The sequence below is a fragment of the Candidatus Poribacteria bacterium genome, from assembly GCA_021162805.1.
Taxonomy (GTDB): domain Bacteria; phylum Poribacteria; class WGA-4E; order B28-G17; family B28-G17; genus JAGGXZ01.
Map to the genome: position 1 here is coordinate 1 of JAGGXZ010000091.1, position 24,649 is coordinate 24,649.

Here is a 24,649-nt window from a genome sequence, read left to right on the forward strand (position 1 = left end):
AAGTGGAGGGTTTTTCGAGAGAGCTTCGGATCTCTCATGGGTGAAGTGTGTCGTTTCTTTTCCCATCTAGATCTCCATTCTCACCCTCCGATTTACCATCCTGTTTCATTATTTTTTTGACAGTACCATAGAATTTCAACTAAATTATAAAACCACTCTGATCGTGAGTCAATACCATTTAAAGCTTGACTCATTTATCCCCGCCGCGTTAGAATTAATCGTGATAGTTCCTTCGAGGAGTTTGCTATGAAGACGATATATTTCGACTGCTTCTCAGGGATCAGCGGCGATATGACCCTGGGGGCCCTGCTGGATCTGGGGGTCGATCTGGAACGTATCAGGATCGAGCTTGAAAAGCTCGACCTTCACGGATATAGCCTGAGATCTGAAAGGATATCGAGACATGGTATCTCAGCCACCAAATTCTCCGTTATCCTTCACTCTGAGGGCAGCGACCACGATCATCCACACCGCACCTTTTCTGAGATACTCCGGATCATAGATTCCAGCGGGATATCCGATAACGCCAAAACGATGGCCAAACGGATATTCGATAGATTAGCCAAGGCGGAGGCGAAAGTTCACAGCATACCTAAGGAGAAGGTTCACTTTCACGAGGTGGGCGCCGTCGATTCCATTGTGGACATCGTCGGCACGTCGATCGCCTTCGATCTTCTGGGGGTTGAAAGGGTATTTTCATCTCCCATCTCGCTGGGAAGGGGGTTCACCCGATCGGCGCATGGCGTCATACCGATTCCGGCGCCTGCAACCGCAGAACTTCTCAGGAACATACCGGTGAGACAAAGCGATATAGAGGCGGAGTTGACCACGCCGACGGGCGCGGCGATAATCTCCACCCTCGCCTCACAATTCGGCGCTATGCCGCCCATGAAGATAGAGGCGGTCGGATACGGAGCCGGATCGAGGAAACTACGACAACAGCCGAACCTGCTCAGGATCTTTCTGGGTCAAACCGAATCGGAACTTCAGACCGATACGGTGGTCCTGATAGAGACGAACATAGACGACATGAACCACGAGATGCTGGGATATACGATGGAGAAGCTGTTCGAAAAAGGGGCGCTGGACGTCTTTTTCACGCCTATATACATGAAGAAGAACCGGCCGGGGATAAAGCTCACCGTGATAGCGCCCAAGGGCAGGGAGACGGAGCTGTCCCGGACGATCCTCGTTGAGACCAGCACAATAGGTGTCAGAATGGTTGAGGCGAGCAGGTTGAAGCTCCCGAGGGAGGTGATCACCGTCCACACGCCATACGGCGATGTGAGGGTCAAGGTCACAAGAATGGAGGGTCAGGTTAAATATGCCCCCGAATATGAATCGTGTCGCCGGATCGCCCTGCAGGCCGACATACCGATAAGAGAGGTTTATGAGTCGGCCTTAGGCGCTATCGCCCACCTGCCTCGGAAATAATGTCTGTGGTCGAAGGGAGGATATGGAAAGATGGGAGGAACGCTCTGGGGTTATATAGCGCGCACGGCCACCCGGATAACCGGGAGGGCGTTTGAGGGGATAAAAACCCTTCAGGATTGGAAGGATGAAAGGGATGGAAGGTTGAAGGAGTTCATGAGGATGATGGGTTTAGACCCTATGCCCGAAAAATGTGATCTCGATCCTCAAACCCTGGGGGAGTTTTGGGGAGAAGGGTACAGGGTCGAAAAGGTGGCCTATCGGATACTTCCGGAGATATGGGGTACGGCCCATATCTACAGACCCGACCCCATGCCCGATGGAAAGTTGCCCGCCGTGCTCTATGTCTGTGGACACCGGCCCATAGGGACGCACGGGTATCAACCGCACGGGATCATGTGGGCCAAAAGGGGGTATCTCTGCCTCTCGTTTGACACCATAGAGCAGGGCGACAACCCCGGGGATCACCACGGGCTTTATTACGGGGAGAGGTTCGACTGGGTATCGCTGGGATACACCCCGGCGGGCGGCGAGCTTTGGAACTCGATCAGAGCTCTGGATCTCCTTCTCTCGCTGCCTGAGGTAAACCCTGATAAAGTCGGCGCTACGGGCATATCCGGCGGAGGAGCCCATTCGCTTTTCCTGGCCGTCGCCGATGAGAGGGTGAAGGCGGTCGCTTCCGTGGCCGGCACCGACTCGATCGAAACCCTGGTGGGTCACAGACACGCCTGGGGACATTGCGACTGCATGATGCTCTTCAACATCTACCAAAGGGACACGTCTGAATTTTTCGCGCTGATAGCCCCTAGACCTCTACTGCTCTGTTTCGCCATACACGACAGCCTCTACACGCCCAAAGGGTGGAGGGGGATGTATGAAAGGATAAAGAGGATCTACCGGCTTTACGGTCAGGCCGATAAATGCGAGCTGTTCGAGTATCCGGGTCCGCACTCCTACCAGCCCGAGACGATCGAGACGATAAACAAATGGTTCGACGAACACATCGCCGGTGAGGAAAAGCCGATGATAGAGCTCGGAGGTGAGGAACATGGGGAGAGGGTGACATCGGTTTTCAACGGTGCTCCGCCCGAACCCGATAGACTCGACTTATTGCCCGAGCTGATCACAAGGCGCGGCAGGGTGAGACTGCCTTCATCACGAGAGGAGTGGGAGGAGACCAAACGGGAGCTCAGACATCGGCTGGTAGAGACCCCACTCAGCTGGATCGAACGGTCCGATGAGGAGCTCTCGATGGAGATGATAGGCGACTACATGGCGGGTGAGAGGCGGCACTTGGTCTATCAGGGGGAGATAGAAGGGATGGATGTGTGGCTCGAACTTATAACCCCAAAAGAACCGACCGATAAGCTCCTCTTGGCCGTGCTCAACCCCGACGAGAGCGTCCGGGAGGTGATGGGAAGGGTGGGCGGCGAACATGCCTACGCCGTTTTCGAGCCTCGTGGAACCGGACTGAGCGCGCCCAATCCGTCCAATACGATCGATTTCAGACATCTGACGAGATCCGCCCTCTGGATCGGGCTGACTTGGACGACGATGGCGATACACGACACCTTAAAGGCGATCCGGTTCCTGAGGGAGAAGTTCGAGAGGATATTCCTCTACGGCAAAGGGGACGCGGGCGTGGCGTGCGTCTACGCGGCCTTGCTGGACGAAGAGGTGGGAGGCGTGGTGGCCGATTCCATCTCCACGACACATCTGGATGGCGGACACATAATCGGGATACTGAAAGTTTTGGACATACCCCAGGCGCTCGGGATGATAGCCCCCAGACCCTTAGGTCTGGTTAACTTCGGCCCCTACAGATCGCTTTGGACCGAGAGGCTCTACGAGAGGTTAGGGATACGAGATAGATTGTTCATAGGAGGGTTAGGAGGGGCGATCGGAAGGGTGATGGCATCCCACTAGATCTTCTCACTTAGAGAGCTCACCTAATCCGGCCCGCTTGACTCAAGATGGTAAAGATGGCCCAAGAGGCTGGCATATCAAAGGCGGCAGAACTGTTCAAAACATCGAGAAACACGGTCAGGAAATGGCTCAAGAGGTATCACCAATATGGAGAGGGAGGACTTAAAGACAGATCGAGAGGGCCGAAAAACATCCCAACAGGACAGATGAGAAGATAGTAAAGAGGGTGATCAAGCTAAGAAAACAAACGGGCTATGGTCCAAAGAGGATATCCTGTTCACCTCACACCATAAGGCATATACTTACTTGATAGGAACAAGCTCACGAGAAAAGGGGAAAAGAGGAGGAAAGCTCTATATCCAGCATATTAGGGATGGCAGAGCTTGAGGTCAAAGAGATCCAAGACAAGGCAGCTTTGGGAAGTGAGTCGGTGCATCTGAGAGTGAGGAAACTACCCAGGTATCAGATAACGGCTTTGGACACCTTTTCAAGGTTGAGGATGATGGGTTACTGCTATAGCCTCAACAGAGCTCTTGAAAGCAGGTGGTAAAATTAGGGTAGATCAGGGTGTATAAGAAGCCTCATCCACTGGACTTGTCTTTATCCCACCGCTCTGGTATACTCTTTTGAGGGATGAGGATGAGAAAGAGGATCTCGCTGAAAAGCAAGATAAACCTCAGTTTCCTGGCAGTTGTCCTGGCGTTCGGCCTCTTTTCCGCTTGGTTTGGCGTGCGGTTAATAGGCCGAGAGGTGATCAAACAGGCAAGGGATAAAGTGAGACTGGATCTCAATTCGGCCTGGGAGGTATACTTGGAGAGGATCAGACGTGTGGAAGACGTCGTTCGCCTCACCATCGCACAGCCTCCCTTCAAACAGATGGTAAAATCCGGAGATCGAGAGGGACTGATGGAAACCCTCCAGGAGATCATGCGTAAGGATGGGGTGGAATGGCTCACGGTGACCGATTCAAAGGGCTTGGTGATCCTTAGATCTCATAATCCCGAGGTCTACGGCGACTCGCTGATCCGAAACCCGTTCATTAAAAGGGCCCTTCAGAGCCTGGATCTCTCCTCCGGAACGGCGATCATTCCCAGGGAGGAGCTCCTGAAGGAGGATGAAGGATTGGCCCAGAGAGCCTTTATCGAAACCGAATCCGGAAGTTCCGTGTTCGACGGGATGGTAATTGCCGCTGCCGCACCGATCATATGGAAAGGAGAGGTTCTGGGAGTTCTCTACGGCGGTATGCTCCTTAACAAAAGCTATGAGATCGTGGACAGGATAAAGAACATCGTGTATCAAGGCGAGATCTATAAAGGGCGGGACGTCGGAACGGCCACGATATTTATGAACGACGTGCGCATCTCCACCAACGTTAGAAAGGAGGACGGGACAAGGGCCATCGGGACGAGGGTTTCAAAGGAGGTGCGCGATCAGGTGTTCCTTAAAGGACGGCTCTGGATAGGAAAGGCCTTGGTCGCCGGTAATTGTTATATAGCGGCGTACGATCCCATCAGGGATATAAAGGGTAAGATAATCGGTATGCTCTATGTCGGAGCACTTGAGGAGAAGTTCCTGGACCTCAAAAGAAGCGTGATGCGAACCTATACCCTGATCACGCTTTCCGGTATGGCTCTTGCCTTCATGATATCCTATTTCCTCACGACGGGTATTGTCAGGCCGATAAAGAGGCTGGCAAGAGCAGCGCATGAGATCGCAAGGGGAGACCTTTCACAGAAGGTGGAGGGTAGCTATTGCAGTGAGATCTACGATCTGGTCGAGGCCTTCAACATGATGACCGAGTCGCTGAAGAACAGGGAGGAGAAGCTTAAGGAGGCTCAGGAACAGGTGATGAGAACCGAAAAGCTGGCGGCACTGGGGCAACTTGCGGCGGGAATAGCCCATGAGATCAACAATCCGTTAGGAGGAATTCTGATATACAGTCATCTGCTGCTTGAGGATATGCCTCAGGATAACCCTGCTAGGGAGAACATCCAGAGGATCATCCATGAGGCGACGCGGTGCCGGGATATCGTCAGGGGGCTTCTGGAGTTCGCAAGGAGGAACGAGCCGAAGATAGAACCCACGGACGTCAACAGAGCATTGCATCACGCCCTCGCTCTGGTCGAAAATCAGTCCATCTTCAGAAACATCGAGGTGGTCAGGATGTTTCATCCCAATCTGCCTCCCATAATGGCCGATCCCGGACAGTTGGAGCAGGCCTTCGTCAACATAATCATAAACGCCGCCGAGGCGATGGAGGTGGAGGGGGGAACGCTGACGATAGAGACGAAATCCTCCGAGGACGGAAAGCATGTAATCGTGAGGATATCCGATACAGGCCCCGGGATACCGCCGGAGTATATCAACAGGATCTTCGAGCCCTTCTTCACGACCAAGCAGACGGGGAAGGGAACAGGGCTTGGGTTATCGGTCACCTATGGGATAATCCGGAGACACGGCGGCTCTATCGAGGTCGAAAGCGAGATGGGGATGGGAACCACGTTCACCATAACGTTGCCTCTCAGGGCAAACCGCGGGGATTCGTCCGAAGATGAAGGGTAATATTCTCATCATAGATGACGAACAGGTCGTTCATGACTCCTGCCGTAAGGTGTTGACCAGAAGCGGACATAGGGTGGAATCCGCCTTCGACGGGATGGAGGGACTGAGGAAACTCCGGGAGCAGATCTTCGATCTGATCATCCTCGATCTGAAGCTTCCGGGGATGGACGGGATGGAGGTGCTCAGGCGAATCAAGGCCGATATACCCGACGTGGTGGTTGTGGTTATAACCGGGTATGCGACCGTTGAGCACGCCGTCGAAGCGATGAAGGCGGGGGCCTTTGATTTCCTGCCCAAACCTTTCACGCCCGATGAGCTCAGGGTGATCGTGAACAGAGCAATGGAGAAAAGGGCGCTGACGCTCGAAAATCTGGGACTTAAGCGTCAGATATTCTCCGACTGGTCAGATCAGATCGTCGGCGAAAGCGAGTCGATTCTAGAGGTGAAGCGTCTCATAGCCAAGGTCGCTCCGACCGACAGCACGGTTCTTATACAAGGCGAAAGCGGAACCGGGAAGGAGCTGGTCGCGAGGGCGATCCACATGGCGAGCCCTCGCAGGGAGAAACCGATGATAGTTGTCGATTGTAACACGCTCGTCGAAACGCTCCTGGAAAGCGAGCTCTTCGGCCACGTCAAGGGGGCATTTACGGGGGCCATAGCCACGAAATACGGGAGGTTCGAACTGGCAAACGGAGGCACCATATTCTTGGATGAGGTGGCGAGCCTCCCATTGAACATCCAGTCCAAGCTTCTGAGGGCGATTCAGGAGAAGGAAATCACCAGAGTGGGGAGCGGTAAACCCATCAAGGTGGACGTCCGGATCATCGCTGCCACGAACAGAGATCTTCGACAGGAAATCGCTTCAGGACGTTTTCGCGAGGACCTCTACTACAGGCTAAACGTCGTCCCCATCCTCCTCCCCCCTCTTCGCGAGAGGCGAGGGGATATACCCCTTTTGGTCCATCATTTCATCCGAAAGTTCAACGCGAAAAAGGGCAAAAGGGTAAAGGGCATCACGGAAGAGGCCATGGATCTGCTCACCGGTTACGACTTCCCCGGCAACGTGAGGGAGCTGGAGAACATCATAGAGCGGGCTGTCATCCTGACCGAGAAGGAGATGATAGACGTGGACGACCTGATGCAGCCATCCCCGGCTACGGCGAGATCCATGGATGAATGCTATCAGCTTCGATCACTGGAGGAGGTCGAGAGGGAGCATATCCTCAGCACGCTTGAAAGGCTTAACTGGAACAGGTCCAAGGCCGCTCGAATCTTGGGCATAGACAGGAAGACTTTGCTGTCCAAAATGAAAAAATACGACATAAATCCACCCACAGAAGGAGGTTGAAATGGTAAGACTTGGATTTTTAGGCAGCGGTTTCGTCGCGGAGTTCTACATGCAGGGGCTTCGCGACGTTCCGGGCGCGGAGGTCGTCATCAACTATTCGCGCACTGAGGGAAGGGCGAGGGAGTTCGCCGAGAAGTGGGGAATCAAACGGTGGACGACGCGGATGGAGGAGGTGATCGAGGGCGATGTCGATCTCGTCATAATAGCCCTGCCGAACCATCTCCATCGCGATGCCGCCATCATGGTCGCTGAGGCGAAGAAGAACGTGGTCTGTACGAAGCCGTTAGCCAGAAACGCCTCTGAGGCGAAGGAGATGCTGGATGCCGTGCGCGAGGCGGGCGTCATGCATGGATACGCCGAGACGGAGGTCTTCAGCCCGGCGGTGGTGCATGCCAGGAAGATGATCGAGCAGGGAAGTATCGGTCGGGTTTTGATGGTTCGATCGCGGGAGGGACACGCCGGACCGCATTCCCCGCATTTCTGGGACCCCAATCTAACGGGAGGCGGCGCGCTCAACGATATGGGATGTCACTGTATAGAGGCCGCCAGATATTTCATCGGCAAGGATGTCAAACCGGTCGAATGTATAGCTTGGGGCGACCTGCTCTATCATAAGGATAAGACCACCGCTGAGGATAACGCCGTGTTGCTCCTGAGGTTCGAGGGAGGACAGATGAGCGTGTCGGAGACCAGTTGGACAGCGCGCGGGGGATTGGATCTGAGAAACGAGGTCTACGGCACTGACGGGGTGATCTTCACAGATGTCACCCGGAGCACTCCTATGAGGGCATTCACGCTGAGAGGCAGCGGATATGTGGTGGAAAAGGGCGAGGCGGATATCGGATGGGTTTTCCCATGCGTCGACGAGGCCTGGATATACGGATATCATGAGGAAATGCACCATTTCGTCGAGTGCGTCGAAAAAGGGATCACCCCCAGGGAAACCTTCGAGGACGGTTACATCGTCAACGTCATACTCGATACGGCGTATAAGTCCATGAAGAGCAAAAAATGGGAGGAGATAAATCTGTAGGAGGAGATCGATAGATGTCCCCGATGGTCTTAATGTTGGGAGAATCCGACGTTTACGCATCCGGCTTCCATAAGCTCGGCGGACGGGTGGTTGATATCTCAGGATGCAAAAGTCGAAACCAATCCGGTCTTCTGCATATCCCCTCTATCCGAGGGATGAGGCTTGACGATCTCCGCCGGTCACTCAGAAGGGCGAGATCGAACGGCATGAAGATATCACTGGAGCCGAACCTCGACGGGGAATGGCCCTCTGACGTGAGAGCTTCCTTCATCGAATCGGTGTTGCCCGATCTCGACAGGCTCTTCCTCTCAGAGGAGGATGCTATTGCGTTGAGCGGTCGAGATAATCCGGAAGTAGCTGGGGAGGTTATCTCGTCTCGTGCTCCGAGCGGTTTTATCCTTGTCGTAAAGCTCGGCCGCCGAGGAGCTCTTCTGTTCGGTGAGGGCAGAAAGGTCGAGATATCCTCCTTCCCCTACTTCAACGTCAAGGATAGAATCGGGGTGGGGGATACCTTCAACTGCACCATGGATTTCTTCATGCAGATGGGTAAATCGGCTGAGGAGTCAGCTATCCTGGCCTCAGCCAATGCCAGGGCATCGCTTGAGAGATTCGGTGGAACGGAGGGACAGTTGGATCGGGAAGGGCTATACAGGCTGGTGGATAACTACGATCTCATCGAGCGAAGGAAGGATGGAGCGGTGCTCTATGAAGCCAGGCTGCCGGAGGTCAGAGCTCTGCTTCTGGATATGGACGGGCTGATGGCGTTGAGCGAGGACCTACAGATAGAGGCGTTCAACGAGATGATGCGGAGAAAAGGATTCCCGAACTTCGTCCTCTCCCCACGGGAAAGGGCATTCTTCGTGGGCAGGGAGGACAGGGAGGACTGCCTCTATCTGAAGGAGACCTACGGGTTGAAGGAGGATCTGGAGGATATCGTGCGGGAGAGGAAGGAGATATACCTGGAGCTCGTCCGAAAAGAGGGCGTGAGGCCGAACGACGGATTGGAGGAGATCTTCGATGAGGCCAGAAGGAGAGAGTTGAAAATGGTCGTCGTGACCAACTCGCCCGATAGAGATGTCGAGGTGGTGCTCGAATCGATGTTCCAGAAAATGGGCATATCCCAACCTCCGGAGGAGTTCTTCGACGGCATATCCACCGTATCGAAGGTCAAGCGGCAGAAACCTTTTCCCGACGTCTACATACTCGCAACTCAGATGGCTGAAGTTGAGCCTCGACACTGCATCGCCCTGGAGGATTCCGAGTCCGGTGTCCTCTCGGCAAGGGCGGCGGGGATAATGCGTGTGCTGGCGGTTCCACATGAACACACCCAAAGCCAGGATTTCACCCAGGCCTTCGCCGTGCTTAAAAATCTGAGGGAGGCGATGAGGTTCTTCACATGATTAGCTCACTTGAAGAGGTCGTAAAGAGACTGGTTGAACTCTACTCGCCCGATAGGATAATCCTCTTTGGCTCCCGCGCCGAGGGTAACGAACGGGAAGGGAGTGATTTCGATCTGCTCATCATTAAGGAGACCGATAAACCTCCCGTCGAAAGACAGATCGAGGTGGAGAAGATCCTGTCTGATAGACTGATACCTCTGGACCTCTTCGTCTATACACCTCAGGAAGTGAGATCCCTCCTCTCTATCGGCAGCCCGTTTATAGAAGAAGTTATGAGAAAGGGTAAGGTGATATACATGAGAGAGATCACCCAAGCATGGTTAAGGGATTCCCAGGATGATCTGGAATCGGCCATCATCCTACTTGAGCATGGAAAGTTCAAAGGCGCATGTTACCACAGTCAACAGTGCGTTGAAAAATGCCTGAAGGCGCTAATCCTGGAGAGTGGGAAGATCCCCGAGAGAACCCACGATATAATCGAGCTCCTAGGAAGGGTGAAATCGCTGGGATGGGATATGGAGCTCGAAATGGATGACGCTGCCTTCCTGAATAGCATCTACAGGGGGAGATATCCGACGGAAAAGGGATTGTTACCGCATGGAGAACCATCCGGAAGGGAAGCCGGGAGGGCTGTGAGGATCGCGAGGGAAATTATGGAGAGGACGATCGAACTCTGTCCAAAGGAAGCAAAAGGTGATTAGATGGGTGTGAGGATCAGGCCGTTCAGGGAATCGGACAGGGAAAGGCTTAGGGAGATCACCGCCGAGGCCTTCGACGGGGTCTCGATAGATCAGAATATAGAACACATCTTCGGCCCGATAGCAGGCAGAAGGTGGTATGAGAGAAAGGCGAGGGATATCGATAATGACTGCAACTCCAATCCAAAAGGCGTGTTCGTCGCCGAGGTAGAGGGCGAGGTGGTCGGATATATCACCACCCGCGTGGATGAGGAGACGAGGATAGGCAGGATAGTGAACTTCGCCGTCACCCCGAAATACCAGGGGAGGGGGATCGGATCGAAGCTCATAAGCGAAGCGCTGAGATACCTGAGGGAATCGGGCATGGAGTTCGTCAGGATAGAGACGCTGGAACAGAATGAGATCTGCAAGAAGTTCTACCCGAAGCTCGGATTCCGGGAGATCGCCAAGCAGATACACTACGTGATGCCGCTGAGGTGATCTTGTCTCGCGCCGTCACGCGTAGTATAATTGGGTAAATCCCTGAAGGAGGCCCCAGATGAAGGTTATCCCGTATCTTCGCACGCCAGCTCTCAGTCCCGATGGTTCCCTCATAGCTTTCTCGTACGCCGGGGACATATGGGTGGTGGAATCCAGCGGTGGGAAGGCGTCTCCGGTCACATCACACGGCGGCTATGATGAGAGACCCAGATTTTCACCTGACGGCGCTTTTCTAGCTTTCGTCTCCAAACGCACGGGAAACGGCGACATATATCTGATGCCCTGGGATATATCCGAGCTCAATCCCCTGCCGGAGTATCCGATCAGGCTCACCTTCAGCGATTCCTACGATTCTCTGGACTGTTGGTCGCCGGATGGGAGATGGATATACTTCAACTCAGCTTACGACGGCCGAAGCACGGCGGCCTATAAGGTTTCCATAGATGGGGGCGAACCGATAAAACTGTTCGAGGAACCCTTTGAGGCCGTCTACAACATAGCGATCTCACCGGATGGGAGGCGGATAGCGTTTAACAACAACGGAACTCACTGGTGGCGTAAAGGCCCCGCGCCCGCCACCTCCGATATCTGGCTCACCGAGGAGCGGCCATCATCCTTCAGGAAGATATCAGACGCTCCGGGGAGAAACCTGTATCCGATGTGGAGCGGCGATGGAAGCGGAATTTACTTCGTCTCCGATAGGTCCGGGTGTGAGAACATATGGTTTATGCCGATCGATGGATCGGAACCCCGACGGATAACGGATTTCACCGATGGGAGATTGATAAGGCCCACCATCTCATATGACGGGCGGTTCATAGCGTTTGAGAGGGATTTCGGCATATGGCTTCTGGATGTGAGCTCCGGCCAAGCTGCGCCCGTGGAGATCAAGCTCAGGCCCGACCAGAAATTCGTTCCCGTATCGCATAAGGTCTACACAGGTGATATATCCGAGATGGCCCTCTCACCCGATGCCAGGAAGATAGCCTTCGTGGTAAGGGGCGAGATATTCGCCGTCTCCTCTGAGAAGGGCGGAGACGCTTTCAGGGTGACCGAATCCCATCACGTTGAGCGGCATATCAATTGGAGCCCTGACAGCGAAAAAATCGTCTATATCTCAGACAGGTTCGGAGATAATGAGATCTTCCTCTACGACTTTACCCTGAAGGAGGAGAGAAGGCTCACTCGGATGGAGGGACAGAAGTTCCTCCCGAAGTTCTCCCCTGACGGGGGAAAGATCGCCTTCATATACGGCAGGGATGAGATAAGGCTGCTGGATGTGGAAAGCGGCGAGGTCCAACCCTTCATCAAGGCGAAGTTCGTCTGGGGAGTGCCGACTCCCACCGATTTCGCCTGGTCTCCCGATGGCCAGTGGATAGCCTTTGCGGCACAGGATGAGCGTTATTTCAGCAACATCTATCTCCAGAGGCTCGGCGAGAAGGAGGCGAGACAGATAACCTTCCTGAGCAACATACGATGTGACGGGATAACCTGGTCGAAGGACGGGAAGTTCATCCTCTTCAACACGGGGCAGTACCGCTCCGAGGCCCAGATCGCCCGCGTGGATCTCATACCTCCACCGCCTCAGTTCAAGGAGGAGGAGTTCGATAGGCTGTTCATCGAGGAGAAAAAAGAGGGGGAAAATAAGGATGAGCCTCCGAAAGTTGAGGTGGAGTTTGATGAGATAAAGCATCGTCTCTCCTTCATCACCTCCCCGAGGCTGAACGCGACGATATGCGCCCTTTCCCCCGACTCTAAAAACCTCATCTATCGCTCCTCCGTCACGGGGCAGGAAAACCTATGGGTTAAGACGCTTGAACGCGATAAGATGAAGGAACCCGCCAGACAGATCACATCATCGTCAGGGGAAAAACGGGATGTGTATTTCACCCCTGACGGCAAGAAGATCTTCTTCCTGGACGGTAGGAGGATACACCACAGGGGATTTCCCGACGGAGACGTGAAGAGGCTGGATGTGAAAGCGGAGTTTGATGTGGATTTTCACGAGGAGAAAATGGAGGTGTTCCACCAAGCCTGGACGGTGATCAGGGACGATTTCTTCGATCCGAACTACAACGGCGTTAACTGGCAGGAGGTTCGAGACCGGTTTGAACCGGTGGTTCGAGGCGCTATGACGCGGGATGATCTGATAGAGCTCCTATCGCTGATGATGGGAGAGCTCAACGCATCGCACACAGGAGCTTTTGGAGGTGGAGGCTCGAATAACGATGCCTTCCTGGGAGTTCATTTCGACAGGGACGTCCTGGAGGAGGAGGGATACCTCAGAATATCGGAGATAATCCCACAGGGGCCGATGGCTTTGGCGGAAAACCCGCCTAAGGTCGGCGATTATATAGTGGAGATCGACGGGGTTAAGATCGAAAGAGGAGTCCGTCTCGAGGAGCTGCTTTACAGGAAGGCGGGCAGGAGGGTTTTCGTAAAGATCAACGATAACCCGTCGCTCGACGGCGCTTGGGAGATCGTCGTCCAACCGGCCAATTACGGAAGGATGAAAAATCTGGAGTATCGATACTGGGTGCGCAGGAACGCCGAATATGTGCATCGTAAAAGCGATGGCAGGCTCGGCTACGTCCATATCCGGGCGATGGATTATCCCAGCTACATGCAGTTCCTGGTCGATCTGGACGTCGAAACACATGCTAAAGAGGGCGTGATCGTGGATGTCCGGTATAACGGCGGGGGTCATATCGCCTCATTTATCCTCGATGTCCTGCTACGGAGAGGATATGCGCTCTCGAAATTCAGGGATAGGGCCATATACTGGTCGACCAACCTCGCCGGCAACAGGATATTGGACAAACCCGTCATCCTCGTTCATAACGAGCATTCGGGCAGCAATGCCGAGATGTTCACCGAGGGGTTTCGCAGGCTGAATTTGGGCAAGACGGTCGGAACGCCCACGGCCGGAGCCGTTATATGGACGTGGAACGTGACCTTGATCGACGGCACACGGGTTAGAATCCCCAGATTTCAGATCTGGAGCACATCGGGAGAGAGCCTGGAGGGCAGATCCAGGGAGGCCGATTTCTGGGTTGAGAGGGAATTCGGCGAGACGGCGAAGGGCGTGGACAGTCAACTCGACGTCGCCATAGAGAAACTCCTTGAACAGATAGATGAAGTGAAAAAGGAGGTTTGAAGATGGAGGATGTCAGGGAAAAAATGGAGGAGTTGAAGAGACGCGCCTCAACCTGCACCGACTGCGATCTACATAAAACCCGAACTCAAGTGGTCTTCGGTGAGGGGGATCCTTCTGCGAAGATCGTCTTGGTCGGTGAAGGACCGGGCGAGAACGAGGACAGAGAGGGCAGGCCGTTTGTCGGTCGGGCTGGCAGACTGCTCAATGAGGTGCTGAAGGAGATATCGCTCAGGCGTGAGGAGATATGGATCACCAACGTGATAAAATGCAGGGCATGTGAGATCGGAACGGGGGGCAGGATGAGGAACCGACCGCCCCGGGCAGCCGAGGTAAACGCCTGTAGGAAATGGCTGGACGCCGAGCTCAAACTCATAAAACCCTCTGTGATCGTGTGTGTGGGCAACCCTGCCGCGAACCTCCTCATCCACAAGGGATTTAAGATGCTGGAGGAGAGGGGAAAATGGTTCACCGATTCACCCTACGCCCCCTTTATCATGGCCACATTACATCCGGCTTTTGTCCTGAGACAGCATGGTCCGGCGTTCGAAAGGTCGCGCTCTCAACTGGTGGAGGATCTCATGGAGGCTAAACGCAAGGCCGAATCGACCGATCGGCGTGGTGGGGCTCAGATGACGCTGTTTTAACGGGGGGAAGGAGTTAGCTCTATATCCACCGATCTGTCTATCTCATCAAGAAACCTCCTGACCTGAGAGCTGGTGATCCGTTTCCGAAGCTCCCTCTCGAATCTATCCATCGTCTCGTATATCCTTCTCAAGTTGCCCTTCCCCTCTCTGAGCCTTTCCTCAACCCTCTTGATCCTCCTCTCGATCTCATCTCTGGGCACGTCCAGGTTCTCGATCTCCAATATCCTGCGTTTGAGGTTGTCGAGCGATCTGATCGCCAGCCAGGTCTTTACCCCCTCACCGCCGAGCCTTTTATAGGCCACGAGGAACACCACCCCGGCCAACAGTATTACTATGACTACCAGTGAAAGACACCTTCTCAGGCATCCGGGTCTTCCACCCTGCACGGCGAGTATACCTCCGGATTTCCATATCACATCTGTCGCCCGCTACCATTATAGGTCATCTGCGGTCAGATGTATGCGCTCAAATTTCCTTCGAGTGTAGCGGCTATCTATGGCCAATTGTCCGCCGTCCACAGCTCAACCGTCATTTGTTGTCATTAGGTCATTAAATGACCTATAAGTGGCGGACGATAGCTTTAAAAATCTCTGCTACACTCATCGATAATTATGAGCGATATAATTTTACCAGAGGGATCTATAGGGGTCAACAGGTTGAGATATCGGTTCACCCCGCGTTTAAACTGGGAAAGTTGGCCTATGGATGAAGAAAACCCTTAAAAACCTGCATTTTCCCCTTGACAGGCCAATGCATGTGTAGTATAATTCGATTGAATCTAGCGTTTACGGGGTTTTCTTCAAGATCCTTCAGGGAAAGGAGGGAAAATCATGGCGAAAACCAAGAATGACCTTGTGGCTGCCGTTGTGGAGAAGGCCGGGCTGAGCAAGAAACAAGCCGCTGCCGCTGTGGATGCTGTGCTGGACACGATCAAAGAGTCCCTTGCCTCCGGCGAGAAAGTGAGCCTCATCGGTTTCGGCAGCTTTGACGTTAAGGAGAGGAAAGCCCGCGAAGGCAGAAATCCTCAGACCGGCGAGAAGATCAAAATACCGGCCAAGAAGGTGCCGGTCTTCAAGCCCGGCAAGCAGCTCAGAGAGGCCGTCCTGTAATCTGAGGTCAAACAGTTTAATTTAAAGGGCGTTATGGTGTGATCCATAACGCCCTTTCTTTATGTTCCGTCGGAGAATCAGAGGATAGGGAGGTACTCCTTGATCTCATAATTAGTCACTTGGGCTCTGTAGCGATCCCATTCGAGCTTCTTGTTCTCTATCAGCTTTTCAAACAGGCTATCTCCCAGTGCTTTGCGGACGAGTTCACTTTCCTCCGCGCATTGTATCGCCTCTTGGAGGCTTCCGGGCAGGGTGCCGATTCCGAGCTCCTCGCGCTCCTTATCAGTCATCTCATAGACGTTTCTCTCCACCGGAGGCGGAAGCTCATAACCTTTCTCTATACCTTCAAGCCCCGCTGCCAGCATCACGGCAAAGGCGAGATATGGGTTACATGCCGGATCGGGCGATCGATATTCAACCCTTGTGGCTTTTTCCTTGCCGGGCTTATACTCCGGCACCCTTATCAGGTCCGATCGGTTGCGAAGTGCCCATGTGATGTAAACGGGGGCCTCATATCCGGGGACGAGTCTTTTGTAGGAATTGACCCACTGATTGGTCACGAGTGTGATCTCGCGCGAGTGCCTCAATAGGCCGGCGATGTATCTCTTGCCCACCTCTGAAAGGTGATACTGGTCATTGGGGTCGAAGAAGGCGTTCTCATCGCCTTTGAAGAGCGACTGGTGGGTATGCATGCCGCTGCCGTTTACTCCGAAGATGGGCTTGGGCATAAAGGTGGCGTAGATATTGTGCTTGAGGGCGATCTCCTTGACGACCAACCTGTAGGTCATGACGTTATCGGCCATCGTCAAGGCGTCGGTGTAGCGCATGTCCAGCTCATGCTGGCTGGGCGCCACCTCATGATGGCTGTATTCCACGTTAATGCCCAACTGTTCGAGCATTAAGACGGTCTCACGCCTTAGATCCGAGGCCACATCCAGAGGCGTCAGATCGAAATATCCGCCGGCGTCCAAAGGGGACGGATCATCCGCTGATTTAAGGTAGAAGTATTCGAGTTCCGGACCGACGTAATAGGTGAAGCCCATCTCAGCGGCCCTCTTGAGGTTCCTTTTCAGCACATACCTGGGGTCACAATCGAAGGGCTCGCCGCTTGGCCTGTAGATGTCGCAGAACATCCGGGCCACGTTCACATCCTCCTTTACCCTCCACGGCAATATCTGGAAGGTGGTCGGGTCGGGCATGGCCACCATGTCGCTTTCCTCGATCCGAGCGAACCCCTCGATGGAGGACCCGTCAAACCCCATTCCCTCCTCAAGGGCGCCCTCAAGCTCGTCGATCGTTATGGCGAAGCTCTTGAGGAAACCCAGTATATCCGTGAACCAGAGCCTGATGAACTTGACGTTGTTCTCCTTAGCGGTTTTCAGGACATATTCCTTCGCCTTTTCCTTATCGCTCATCCTTGTCTCTCCTGATCGATTGTGAGCTGTCCGATTATAACCTCCTTTTGTATCTTTTTCTTAAACTTTTTGTAAACTCTCTGTAAACGAACCGTTTTGACGGCCGAATCGTCCTTGCAAGGGCGGAACATTCAAGGAGAGACGTTACGTCCCTTATGTGAAAGCTTCAGGGGACTTGACATGGGAATCGGGGTATGATATATTTACCCATGCTGGCGATTTAAGGTGAGTTAAATGCTTTGGATTATAGGGATTGCTATCTTCGCTTTATCTTTCGGCGCTTTGGCCATTGCGCTTATAATCAGCGAGCGTAATGACTGAATGAGCTTCTCCAGAGGAGGTCTCTCTGGAGCTTTCACCACAAACCACCACCTCGCGGCGCGTTTCAATGCGCCGCGTTTTCACTTTCAAAATTCTATTCCCCTGACCGATTTCACCCCCGCCCTGAAATGATGTTTGATCTCCACCATCTCCGTGACGGTATCCGCCAGATCTACGAGTTTTGGATGGGCGTCACGCCCCGTCAAAATCACGTGAACCCCATCGGCGCGGCCGGAGATCCCTTTTGACCACCTCATCCATATCCAAAAGCCCATATCGAACGACATAATTTATCTCATCCAGCACGACCAGATCATATTCCCCGCTGGCGAGCTTCTCGGAGGCGAAACGCCAAGCCTCTTCCGCTGCCAGCCTGGCTTTGAGGGGAGGTGGAATTACAAGCGAGCGGATGAAATATGCCCTTCACCATCAGCCGGAAATATGGTAAAATCTCATTGAGAGAACAGATAAGGAGGGATTGATAATGTATCAGAACCCCGAGGAGTCAATGATCTCTGGGAACGCCATAACCGTATTAAACGCCTCAGAGGTGCTTTCGATGGAACTTCCCGCTCAGGCGACTTTGATGCCGATGGCCAACGGATGGAACATGGTCGTTCAACAGGATTGCAGGATTACGGTGACCTTCAGGACGGGAGCCAGGAGGCTGGAAATACAGCTCGTCAGAGGAGATGAGATCTACAGGGATCACCAGGACATCATCATAAGCCGCAAGTCCCCCGTTCAGACCGAAAGGAGATATAGAACCACCGTTGGAACGGGAAGATATCTGACGGAAACGACTAGGACCACCGCCACGACGGCTCAATCCGAATCCTCATATACACCGCCGGATTACTCAGAGCTCATCCAGCAGGTGAGGGAGTATGTCATGCAGGATCTGGAGAACATGATGAGACAGGCCCAAAGGCCACCGGAACAACCCTCTGAACAACCTCCTGAGGAAGGGGAACCGCAGGAAAGCTGATATGCTTATACCGCTTCAAAGCGCAAGGCCGACGCTAAAGACGCCGCTTATAACCTCATTTCTGATATTGACCAACGTCGTCATCTTCCTCTATCAATTCATGCACGATCGGTATGGGCCATATCCGGTCTCCTACGCCTATGGAGCGATACCCTATGAGCTGACGAGGTTGAGGGATCTGCCGCCTAGGATCTCCTATCCCGTTCCCATAACCCTCATAACCTCTCTCTTCCTTCACGGCGGCATATTGCACCTCGTGGGCAACATGCTGTATCTCTACGCCTTCGGCTCGAATGTCGAAAACGCCTTCGGCCATCTTAAATTTCTGATCTTCTACCTGCTGTGCGGCGTATCGGCGACCTTGAGCTATGTGATCCTCAATTTCAACTCCCGCGTCCCACTTATAGGCGCCAGCGGGGCGATAGCAGGGGTTATGGGGGCGCATTTCCTGCTTTTCCCCGGGGCGAGGATAAAGTGCCTGCTCCTCTTCTTCATCGTCTCGCTCCCCGCGGCGGTGGTGATACTGCCATGGATCGTAATACAGATCCTCAACCTGATGTCTCCTAGAAGCTCTCATATCGCCTTTATCGCCCATGTGACCGGATTTTTCCTCGGGATGTTCCTGGCTAAGAAGTTCAGGTCCAGATGGATTCTGAAATCTACGGATATCAATTGGTGAAATGGAGGGGAATATGGAAGAGCTTTATAGCGCATTGGAGGAGAAATTAAGATCCAAGGGGATAGATGTGGAGCTTGTCAAAGCTAAGCTTAAATCTCAGCATATCGAGACGCCCTCCTGGGGCTACGGCGACTCGGGCACCAGGTTTAAGGTCTTCAAGCAGCCAGGAGCTGCCAGGAATGTGTGGGAGAAGCTCCAGGATGCCGCCCAGGTTCATAAGTTCACGGGCGTAACCCCCACGGTGGCTCTGCATATCCCCTGGGATAAGGTGGATGATTGGAAGGCGTTGAGCGATTACGCCAAAGAGTTGGGAATCGGGATAGGTGCCATCAATCCCAACCTGTTCCAGGATAATGAATATAAACTGGGCAGCGTCTGTAACCCAGATCCGAAGGTCAGACGCAAAGCCATAGATCATATGCTCGAATGCGTCGAGATAATGAAGATCACCGGTTCCACCGCACTTAGCGTCTGGTTGGCAGATGGGACGAACTATCCCGGTCAGGACGACTTCCGCAGGAGAAAGGGGTATCTATACGAGTCGCTCAAGGAGGTATACGATGCGATGCCCGATGGGACAAGGATGTTGCTCGAATATAAGTTCTTCGAACCGGCCTTCTACCATACGGACCTGTGTGATTGGGGCACGGCATATCTGATCTCGCAAAAATTGGGACCGAAGGCTCAGGTTCTCATCGATTTGGGCCATCATCCGCTGGGAACGAACATCGAGTTCATCGTGGCCTGGCTGCTGGACGAGGGCAAACTTGGGGGATTTCACTTCAACAGCAAGAAGTACGCAGACGACGATCTGACGGTGGGATCGATCAATCCATATGAGCTCTTTCTGATCTATAACGAGCTCGTCTCCGTCGAACTGGATCCGAACCTGGAGTCCGACGTGGCCTATATGATAGACCAGAGCCATAACATCAAGCCGAAGATCGAGGCTATGATCCAATCTGTGGACACCCTTCAACGGGCCTATGCTAAAGCGCTGATCGTGGATCGAAAATCCCTGCGTGAGGCTCAGGAAATGGGAAGGGTTGTGGATGCCGAGGAGATACTGAAGGAGGCATATCTGACCGATGTAAGGCCCCTGCTCTGGAAGATAAGGAGGGAAATGGGGCTTGACCCCGACCCCCTGAAGGCTTTCAGGCGGAGCGGCTATTACGAGGAGATATGCCGTCAACGAGTGGGAGGTGAGAGCCAGGGATGGGCATAGGGGAAGTCGTCGTCGCACCAAATCCCTCACGTGTGGAGCTCTTCGTCGCCGACGAGCTAGCGAGATACCTGGAATTGATGACGGGCAGAGAGGTTCGTACGGTCGGATACCCGTCTAAGCTCGGAGATGGTCGGATCTATATCGGATCGGCCGCTCTGTCCGAAGACCCCCATTTGAGCTGCGAGGCGAATTCGCTAAGCGAGGACGGCTTCCTGATAAGGGAGAAAGGCGGGAAACTGTTTATCGTAGGGGGCAGTGATAGGGGAACCCTATATGGAGCCTATCATCTCTTATGGATGCTCGGGGTGAGATGGTATTTCCCCTCGCCCGACGGGGAGTTCATCCCGTTCCTCCGAACTCTCAATCTGAAAGGGCTGGATGTAAGGGAGGAGCCAGACTTCACCAGGCGTGGAATTGTCATACACAGGAATAACACCGCTTTCATGGGATGGCTCAACTTCGCCCCTAAGGTCAAGCTCAACACGATCTCCCTCCACTCGCTCGACGGGATTGAGGAGATGGAGGACCTGACTAAGGATAACGGGCTTCAATTCGGGTTGAAAATCCACTTCTACGAGGACGTGATCTCCATCGACCGATGGGATATAGATAGAAGTAGGGAGAGGACAAGGGCGCTGTTGGATATATTACCCGAAAAGATAAGAGAATTGCATCTCTGGCCCGCCGATGGCGTTTTAAAGCCTGCTCCTGGTCAGGAGCGATATTCGATCCAGGATCTGGCCTTGGCCTTCACAAACGAGATGGCGAGTTTCCTTCGAGAGATCAGACATGATTACAGGATGGCCTTTCTGGCATATTGGAGCACATGGGCTATTCCCAGGCAGATCAAGCCGGTCAAGGGGGTCTTCCTGGAGATGGCCCCCATCCATCGGAGCTTTTCCTACCCGGTCAACGCACCCCCGGGAACCCGAAACGGAGATTCGGTAGGGCCCATTGTCGAGGGTCTTGTGGAGGTCTTCGATCCGGCCGAGACACAAGTTCTCGGATACTGGCTCGACTCATCCCTCTTCGGGAGGGGCAGGTTTAAACCCTGGCAGGGGCGATTGCCCTTCATACCTGAGATCATAAGGAAGGATCTTGCCTTCTACCGAAGTTTAGTGGTTAGGGAGATCGACACCTTCGCCGTGGGGGTGGATGTGGGATATCTGGCGCGGTTCACATCACCGACCATATTCATCTACCCGATGCTGCTCTGGGACCTCCAGGCCGATGTGAAATCGGAAGTCAGGCTCTTCTGTCGCAATTACTTCGGCACTGAGGAGATGGCAGAGCTCTTTATAGAGGACGAGAGATATGATCCCGTCGATGCAAGCGGGGTGGAGCTGATGGAGTACGCCGGGCACATTATGGATAAAATTTCAATCGTACGCGAGATACGGTCCGGAGTGGGGGATGAGAAGGCTTCAAGGAGGATATCGAAATTCGAAGCCGAGCTTTCCCTTCACGCTAAAGCCCTTAAGGGCGCGATCCACTATGCGAATTGAAGGGGTGCTCTCATGCCCGTCGTCATACAGATCTTCCTCAAGTTCATAACCCGGAATCACATAGGCAGACTTGTCTTCATGACCCTGATGCTCCTCATCCTAGGAGCTATCGGTATATACCTCGTCGAACATACCCGCAACTCTGAGATGTTTCGCGGGTTCGGCGATGCGCTGTGGTGGAGCATCGTCACGATGACCACGGTCGGATACGGTGATAAATATCCGGTATCGACGCCCGGGAGGATCATCAGCGCCATGGTTATGCTGATTGGCATAGGTTTCCTGGGCATGTTCACGGCGACGATCGCCAGCATCTTCGTCGAGAGGAGAACGAAGGAGGACAGGGGTTTGAAACCGCTCAAGGGATTGAAGGGGCATATCATCATATGCGGATGGAACCACACCGTGCCGGATATAATATCCGAGATACGAGCCGAGCTCCCCAAAAAGAATATCGTGATAGTGGCGGATCTGGATCTTAAGCCTGTGGATGAGATGAACATATATTTCGTCAGCGGCAATCCCTCGGAACTCGGCAAGCTTGAGATGGCCCTTTTCAGACAGGCTGAGGCGGCGATAGTCGTGCCGGACGAAAAGATCCCTCCCGCCTCACGCGACGCATCCGTGATCCTGACGACGCTGGTTTTGAAGAACGAGAACCCCGATATATACGTCTGCGCGCATATACAGAGCGCCGAAAACGCAGATAACTGCAGAAGGGCGGGGGCGGATGAGATAATCGTCGAGAGCGATTTCGCCGCCAAGCTGCTGGGCCAGGCCGTCTTGGATCACGGCATAACGCGCGTGATATTCGAGCTGATGAGCAACAAGTTCGGCAACCAGCTTTACAGGATCCCCTGCCCTCCTTCCTTGATCGGACACAGGTTCAGCGACGCTATCAGGATCATGAAGTCGAAATATGACGCCATAGTTCTGGCGGTCCAGCGAGGTGATCAGTTCTTCACCAATCCAGAAGGGGGTTTTGAGCTTCAGGAAGAGGATGATTTGATCGTCATCGCCAGACGTAGACCTCAGGTACGATAAGGAGGGGAAGATGTCATCGAATTTCAAAGCGATATCCATAGGTGAGCTCCTTATAGATTTCGTATCGACGACGATCGACGTGCCTTTGGGCGAATGTCCCGGATTTCACAAGGCCCCGGGCGGCGCACCCGCTAACGTCGCTGTGGGTCTCGCAAAACTCGGGGCTAAGGCGGGGTTTATAGGCAAGGTGGGGGATGATCCGTTCGGTCGTTTCCTGCGCAAGACGCTCGTGGAAAACGGCGTTGAGGTTGAGGGGTTGATCTTCGACGATTATGCCCGTACCACCCTGGCGTTCGTGGCAAATAGATCGGACGGTCGTAAGGAGATCATATTCTACCGCAACCCCGGCGCCGATATAAGGCTGAGGCCCGAGGAGATAGACGAAGGATATGTCGCCTCAGCCGATCTGCTTCACTTCGGCTCCGTTAGTCTCAGTCACTCTCCAAGCCGCGAGGCGACGATCAGGGCGGTTGAGATCGCCCGCGATAGTGGAGCGATGATCTCATACGATCCCAACCTGAGATTGGCTCTGTGGGATCGAGCCGAGGATGCAAGGCAATGGATATGGGAGCTGATGCCTATGGCCGACGTGGCGAAACTCGCCGAGGAGGAATGGGAGTTCATCACCGGCACGGACGATCTGGAAAGCGGCAGCAGAAGGATACTCGAGATGGGAGTCAAGCTCGTCGTGGTCACAAGAGGCGAGAGGGGATGCTATTTCAACAACGGCAAGGTTCAGGGATATCTGGATGGGTTTAAGGTCGACGTGGTGGATCCGCTGGGGGCGGGCGATGGCTTCGTTGCGGCGATGCTCTACGCCATTATGGAGAGGGATTTAGGATCGAGGTTGGATGATCTGGACGAAGATGATCTGCGTGAGGTTATGGCCTTCGCCAACGCGGCCGGCGCCCTTGCGACACAACAGGTAGGTGTGATCCCCTCGCTGCCGACCAAAAGGGAGATCGAGGCGTTCCTTAAAACCCATTCGATCGTTCGGGCGAACTTGGTTTGATCCTCATCTCTATCCCGGCGATCATCATGTATACCTCATCGGCAACTTGGGCCAAACGAGCGTTAAGGCGACCGAGCGACTCGACATAGGATCTGGTGAGGGGCTCGGCGCCTATCACTCCAAGCCCCACCTCGTTGCTGACGATCACCTCGTTGCCGTTAAGCGATGAGATGAGCTCATCGGAGTATCTCTCAACGTCTATCCCGTAATGATATAGATTTCCCAGCCAGGTGGTGAGGCAATCCACAACCACGACGTTGTATCGGGAAAGCCTCTTTAGAAGTGCGGGAAGCTCCACCGGCTCCTCGAACGTCTCGAAGAGCTCACCTCTCTCCCGTCTGTGCCTCTCTATCCGGGCTTGCATCTCCTCGTCGATCGGCTCCGCCGTCGCCACGAACGCCCTCGGCTCAGGACGCTCAAGGGCCTTTCTCAAAGCAAACGAGCTCTTGCCGGATTTCACTCCACCCAGTATGAGTATCATCTCTCCTCCGGTATCTCGTTTCCCTTTGAGACGCCTGCGCTCTGGAAGGTGGCCATCTCGTTGACCATCTTAACGGCAGCGTCTATGGATCGAAAGGGCCAACCAAGTTGAAAGCCCTATAGTCCCATTTACCCCGTTCAAAAGCTTGACATATGGTAGTAGTAGTATAATATATAAAAAATAGAATGGAA

The 24,649-nt window shown here is 53.7% G+C and carries 24 protein-coding genes; 19 read left to right on the forward strand and 5 right to left on the reverse strand.

The features are described 5' to 3' along the window. The first annotated feature begins 246 nt into the window (after positions 1–246). The 12 genes from larC to J7M22_07315 all read left to right on the forward strand — a co-directional run bounded on the left by larC (position 247) and on the right by J7M22_07315 (position 14,679). The gene (gene larC, locus J7M22_07260) at positions 247–1,434 is read left to right on the forward strand and encodes a nickel pincer cofactor biosynthesis protein LarC (protein ID MCD6506410.1); all 1,188 of its coding nucleotides are present in this window, start codon (positions 247–249) and stop codon (positions 1,432–1,434) included. 30 nt (positions 1,435–1,464) lie between these two features. Continuing rightward, positions 1,465–3,357, forward strand: coding sequence for an acetylxylan esterase (locus tag J7M22_07265; protein MCD6506411.1), 1,893 nt, complete (start codon positions 1,465–1,467; stop codon positions 3,355–3,357). 56 nt (positions 3,358–3,413) lie between these two features. Next, positions 3,414–3,575 carry a helix-turn-helix domain-containing protein gene (locus tag J7M22_07270; GenBank protein ID MCD6506412.1) on the forward strand — a complete coding sequence of 54 codons (162 nt, stop codon included), beginning with the start codon at positions 3,414–3,416 and terminating at the stop codon, positions 3,573–3,575. Positions 3,576–3,730: 155 nt separating this feature from the next. Further along, the gene (locus J7M22_07275; GenBank protein MCD6506413.1) at positions 3,731–3,907 is read left to right on the forward strand and encodes a hypothetical protein; all 177 of its coding nucleotides are present in this window, start codon (positions 3,731–3,733) and stop codon (positions 3,905–3,907) included. Between the two features lie 89 nt (positions 3,908–3,996). Further along, positions 3,997–5,919 (forward strand): cache domain-containing protein, encoded by a 1,923-nt coding sequence (locus tag J7M22_07280; GenBank protein MCD6506414.1) that lies wholly within the window; start codon positions 3,997–3,999, stop codon positions 5,917–5,919. Next, positions 5,909–7,267: a sigma-54-dependent Fis family transcriptional regulator gene (locus J7M22_07285; protein MCD6506415.1), complete on the forward strand. Its 1,359-nt coding sequence runs from the start codon at positions 5,909–5,911 to the stop codon at positions 7,265–7,267. The genes J7M22_07280 and J7M22_07285 overlap by 11 nt, the downstream gene beginning before the upstream one ends. Before the next feature lies 1 nt (position 7,268). Continuing rightward, complete coding sequence (locus tag J7M22_07290) at positions 7,269–8,300, forward strand: Gfo/Idh/MocA family oxidoreductase (protein ID MCD6506416.1); 1,032 nt, start codon at positions 7,269–7,271, stop codon at positions 8,298–8,300. Positions 8,301–8,314: 14 nt separating this feature from the next. Continuing rightward, positions 8,315–9,700 (forward strand): HAD-IA family hydrolase, encoded by a 1,386-nt coding sequence (locus J7M22_07295; GenBank protein ID MCD6506417.1) that lies wholly within the window; start codon positions 8,315–8,317, stop codon positions 9,698–9,700. Then, positions 9,697–10,401, forward strand: coding sequence for a HEPN domain-containing protein (locus tag J7M22_07300; GenBank protein ID MCD6506418.1), 705 nt, complete (start codon positions 9,697–9,699; stop codon positions 10,399–10,401). Before J7M22_07295 ends, J7M22_07300 begins: the two co-directional genes overlap by 4 nt. Further along, positions 10,402–10,878 (forward strand): GNAT family N-acetyltransferase, encoded by a 477-nt coding sequence (locus J7M22_07305; GenBank protein ID MCD6506419.1) that lies wholly within the window; start codon positions 10,402–10,404, stop codon positions 10,876–10,878. Positions 10,879–10,936: 58 nt separating this feature from the next. After that, positions 10,937–14,035 carry a PD40 domain-containing protein gene (locus tag J7M22_07310; protein MCD6506420.1) on the forward strand — a complete coding sequence of 1,033 codons (3,099 nt, stop codon included), beginning with the start codon at positions 10,937–10,939 and terminating at the stop codon, positions 14,033–14,035. A gap of 2 nt (positions 14,036–14,037) precedes the next feature. Then, positions 14,038–14,679, forward strand: coding sequence for a uracil-DNA glycosylase (locus J7M22_07315; protein ID MCD6506421.1), 642 nt, complete (start codon positions 14,038–14,040; stop codon positions 14,677–14,679). Here J7M22_07315 and J7M22_07320 read toward each other — a convergent pair. Further along, positions 14,676–15,065, reverse strand: a complete 390-nt coding sequence (locus J7M22_07320; GenBank protein ID MCD6506422.1) for a hypothetical protein — start codon at positions 15,063–15,065, stop codon at positions 14,676–14,678. The genes J7M22_07315 and J7M22_07320 overlap by 4 nt on opposite strands. A 444-nt stretch (positions 15,066–15,509) precedes the next feature. Between J7M22_07320 and J7M22_07325 the strand changes: the two genes are divergently transcribed. Then, on the forward strand, positions 15,510–15,788 hold the full coding sequence (locus J7M22_07325; GenBank protein MCD6506423.1) for an HU family DNA-binding protein: 279 nt from the start codon (positions 15,510–15,512) through the stop codon (positions 15,786–15,788). A 77-nt stretch (positions 15,789–15,865) separates the two neighbouring features. Here J7M22_07325 and J7M22_07330 read toward each other — a convergent pair whose 3' ends face one another. The 3 genes from J7M22_07330 to J7M22_07340 all read right to left on the reverse strand — a co-directional run bounded on the left by J7M22_07330 (position 15,866) and on the right by J7M22_07340 (position 17,935). Continuing rightward, on the reverse strand, positions 15,866–17,203 hold the full coding sequence (locus J7M22_07330) for a glutamine synthetase (GenBank protein ID MCD6506424.1): 1,338 nt from the start codon (positions 17,201–17,203) through the stop codon (positions 15,866–15,868). A 407-nt stretch (positions 17,204–17,610) separates the two neighbouring features. Continuing rightward, a complete protein-coding gene (locus tag J7M22_07335; protein ID MCD6506425.1) occupies positions 17,611–17,811 on the reverse strand; it encodes a cob(I)yrinic acid a,c-diamide adenosyltransferase in 201 nt (66 codons plus the stop codon). Then, positions 17,717–17,935, reverse strand: coding sequence for a cob(I)yrinic acid a,c-diamide adenosyltransferase (locus J7M22_07340; protein MCD6506426.1), 219 nt, complete (start codon positions 17,933–17,935; stop codon positions 17,717–17,719). The genes J7M22_07335 and J7M22_07340 overlap by 95 nt, the downstream gene beginning before the upstream one ends. 97 nt (positions 17,936–18,032) lie before the next feature. Here J7M22_07340 and J7M22_07345 point away from each other — a divergent pair, with 97 nt between their 5' ends. The 6 genes from J7M22_07345 to J7M22_07370 are packed head-to-tail and all read left to right on the forward strand — an operon-like array spanning position 18,033 to position 23,977. After that, on the forward strand, positions 18,033–18,512 hold the full coding sequence (locus J7M22_07345; GenBank protein ID MCD6506427.1) for a hypothetical protein: 480 nt from the start codon (positions 18,033–18,035) through the stop codon (positions 18,510–18,512). Position 18,513: 1 nt separating this feature from the next. Then, on the forward strand, positions 18,514–19,191 hold the full coding sequence (locus J7M22_07350; protein ID MCD6506428.1) for a rhomboid family intramembrane serine protease: 678 nt from the start codon (positions 18,514–18,516) through the stop codon (positions 19,189–19,191). A 13-nt stretch (positions 19,192–19,204) separates the two neighbouring features. Next, positions 19,205–20,416, forward strand: coding sequence for an L-rhamnose isomerase (rhaI, locus tag J7M22_07355; GenBank protein ID MCD6506429.1), 1,212 nt, complete (start codon positions 19,205–19,207; stop codon positions 20,414–20,416). After that, entirely contained in the window at positions 20,407–21,921 is a 1,515-nt protein-coding gene (locus J7M22_07360; protein ID MCD6506430.1) for a hypothetical protein, read from the forward strand. The genes rhaI and J7M22_07360 overlap by 10 nt, the downstream gene beginning before the upstream one ends. Before the next feature lie 12 nt (positions 21,922–21,933). Next, on the forward strand, positions 21,934–22,965 hold the full coding sequence (locus J7M22_07365) for an NAD-binding protein (GenBank protein ID MCD6506431.1): 1,032 nt from the start codon (positions 21,934–21,936) through the stop codon (positions 22,963–22,965). 10 nt (positions 22,966–22,975) lie between these two features. Continuing rightward, entirely contained in the window at positions 22,976–23,977 is a 1,002-nt protein-coding gene (locus J7M22_07370; GenBank protein MCD6506432.1) for a carbohydrate kinase, read from the forward strand. Here the strand turns inward: J7M22_07370 and J7M22_07375 are convergent. Next, a complete protein-coding gene (locus tag J7M22_07375; GenBank protein MCD6506433.1) occupies positions 23,940–24,458 on the reverse strand; it encodes a bifunctional adenosylcobinamide kinase/adenosylcobinamide-phosphate guanylyltransferase in 519 nt (172 codons plus the stop codon). The two genes, J7M22_07370 and J7M22_07375, sit on opposite strands and share 38 nt — an antisense overlap. Between the last annotated feature and the right edge of the window lie 191 nt (positions 24,459–24,649).

Bases quoted from the DNA above. Each gene is read 5' to 3' on its own strand.
- larC (MCD6506410.1), top strand. From the start codon at position 247: ATGAAGACGATATATTTCGACTGCTTCTCAGGGATCAGCGGCGATATG.
- J7M22_07265 (MCD6506411.1), top strand. From the start codon at position 1,465: ATGGGAGGAACGCTCTGGGGTTATATAGCGCGCACGGCCACCCGGATA.
- J7M22_07270 (MCD6506412.1), top strand. From the start codon at position 3,414: ATGGCCCAAGAGGCTGGCATATCAAAGGCGGCAGAACTGTTCAAAACA.
- J7M22_07275 (MCD6506413.1), top strand. From the start codon at position 3,731: ATGGCAGAGCTTGAGGTCAAAGAGATCCAAGACAAGGCAGCTTTGGGA.
- J7M22_07280 (MCD6506414.1), top strand. From the start codon at position 3,997: ATGAGAAAGAGGATCTCGCTGAAAAGCAAGATAAACCTCAGTTTCCTG.
- J7M22_07285 (MCD6506415.1), top strand. From the start codon at position 5,909: ATGAAGGGTAATATTCTCATCATAGATGACGAACAGGTCGTTCATGAC.
- J7M22_07290 (MCD6506416.1), top strand. From the start codon at position 7,269: ATGGTAAGACTTGGATTTTTAGGCAGCGGTTTCGTCGCGGAGTTCTAC.
- J7M22_07295 (MCD6506417.1), top strand. From the start codon at position 8,315: ATGTCCCCGATGGTCTTAATGTTGGGAGAATCCGACGTTTACGCATCC.
- J7M22_07300 (MCD6506418.1), top strand. From the start codon at position 9,697: ATGATTAGCTCACTTGAAGAGGTCGTAAAGAGACTGGTTGAACTCTAC.
- J7M22_07305 (MCD6506419.1), top strand. From the start codon at position 10,402: ATGGGTGTGAGGATCAGGCCGTTCAGGGAATCGGACAGGGAAAGGCTT.
- J7M22_07310 (MCD6506420.1), top strand. From the start codon at position 10,937: ATGAAGGTTATCCCGTATCTTCGCACGCCAGCTCTCAGTCCCGATGGT.
- J7M22_07315 (MCD6506421.1), top strand. From the start codon at position 14,038: ATGGAGGATGTCAGGGAAAAAATGGAGGAGTTGAAGAGACGCGCCTCA.
- J7M22_07325 (MCD6506423.1), top strand. From the start codon at position 15,510: ATGGCGAAAACCAAGAATGACCTTGTGGCTGCCGTTGTGGAGAAGGCC.
- J7M22_07330 (MCD6506424.1), bottom strand. From the start codon at position 17,203: ATGAGCGATAAGGAAAAGGCGAAGGAATATGTCCTGAAAACCGCTAAG.
- J7M22_07335 (MCD6506425.1), bottom strand. From the start codon at position 17,811: ATGTCGTTCGATATGGGCTTTTGGATATGGATGAGGTGGTCAAAAGGG.
- J7M22_07345 (MCD6506427.1), top strand. From the start codon at position 18,033: ATGATCTCTGGGAACGCCATAACCGTATTAAACGCCTCAGAGGTGCTT.
- J7M22_07350 (MCD6506428.1), top strand. From the start codon at position 18,514: ATGCTTATACCGCTTCAAAGCGCAAGGCCGACGCTAAAGACGCCGCTT.
- rhaI (MCD6506429.1), top strand. From the start codon at position 19,205: ATGGAAGAGCTTTATAGCGCATTGGAGGAGAAATTAAGATCCAAGGGG.
- J7M22_07360 (MCD6506430.1), top strand. From the start codon at position 20,407: ATGGGCATAGGGGAAGTCGTCGTCGCACCAAATCCCTCACGTGTGGAG.
- J7M22_07365 (MCD6506431.1), top strand. From the start codon at position 21,934: ATGCCCGTCGTCATACAGATCTTCCTCAAGTTCATAACCCGGAATCAC.
- J7M22_07370 (MCD6506432.1), top strand. From the start codon at position 22,976: ATGTCATCGAATTTCAAAGCGATATCCATAGGTGAGCTCCTTATAGAT.
- J7M22_07375 (MCD6506433.1), bottom strand. From the start codon at position 24,458: ATGATACTCATACTGGGTGGAGTGAAATCCGGCAAGAGCTCGTTTGCT.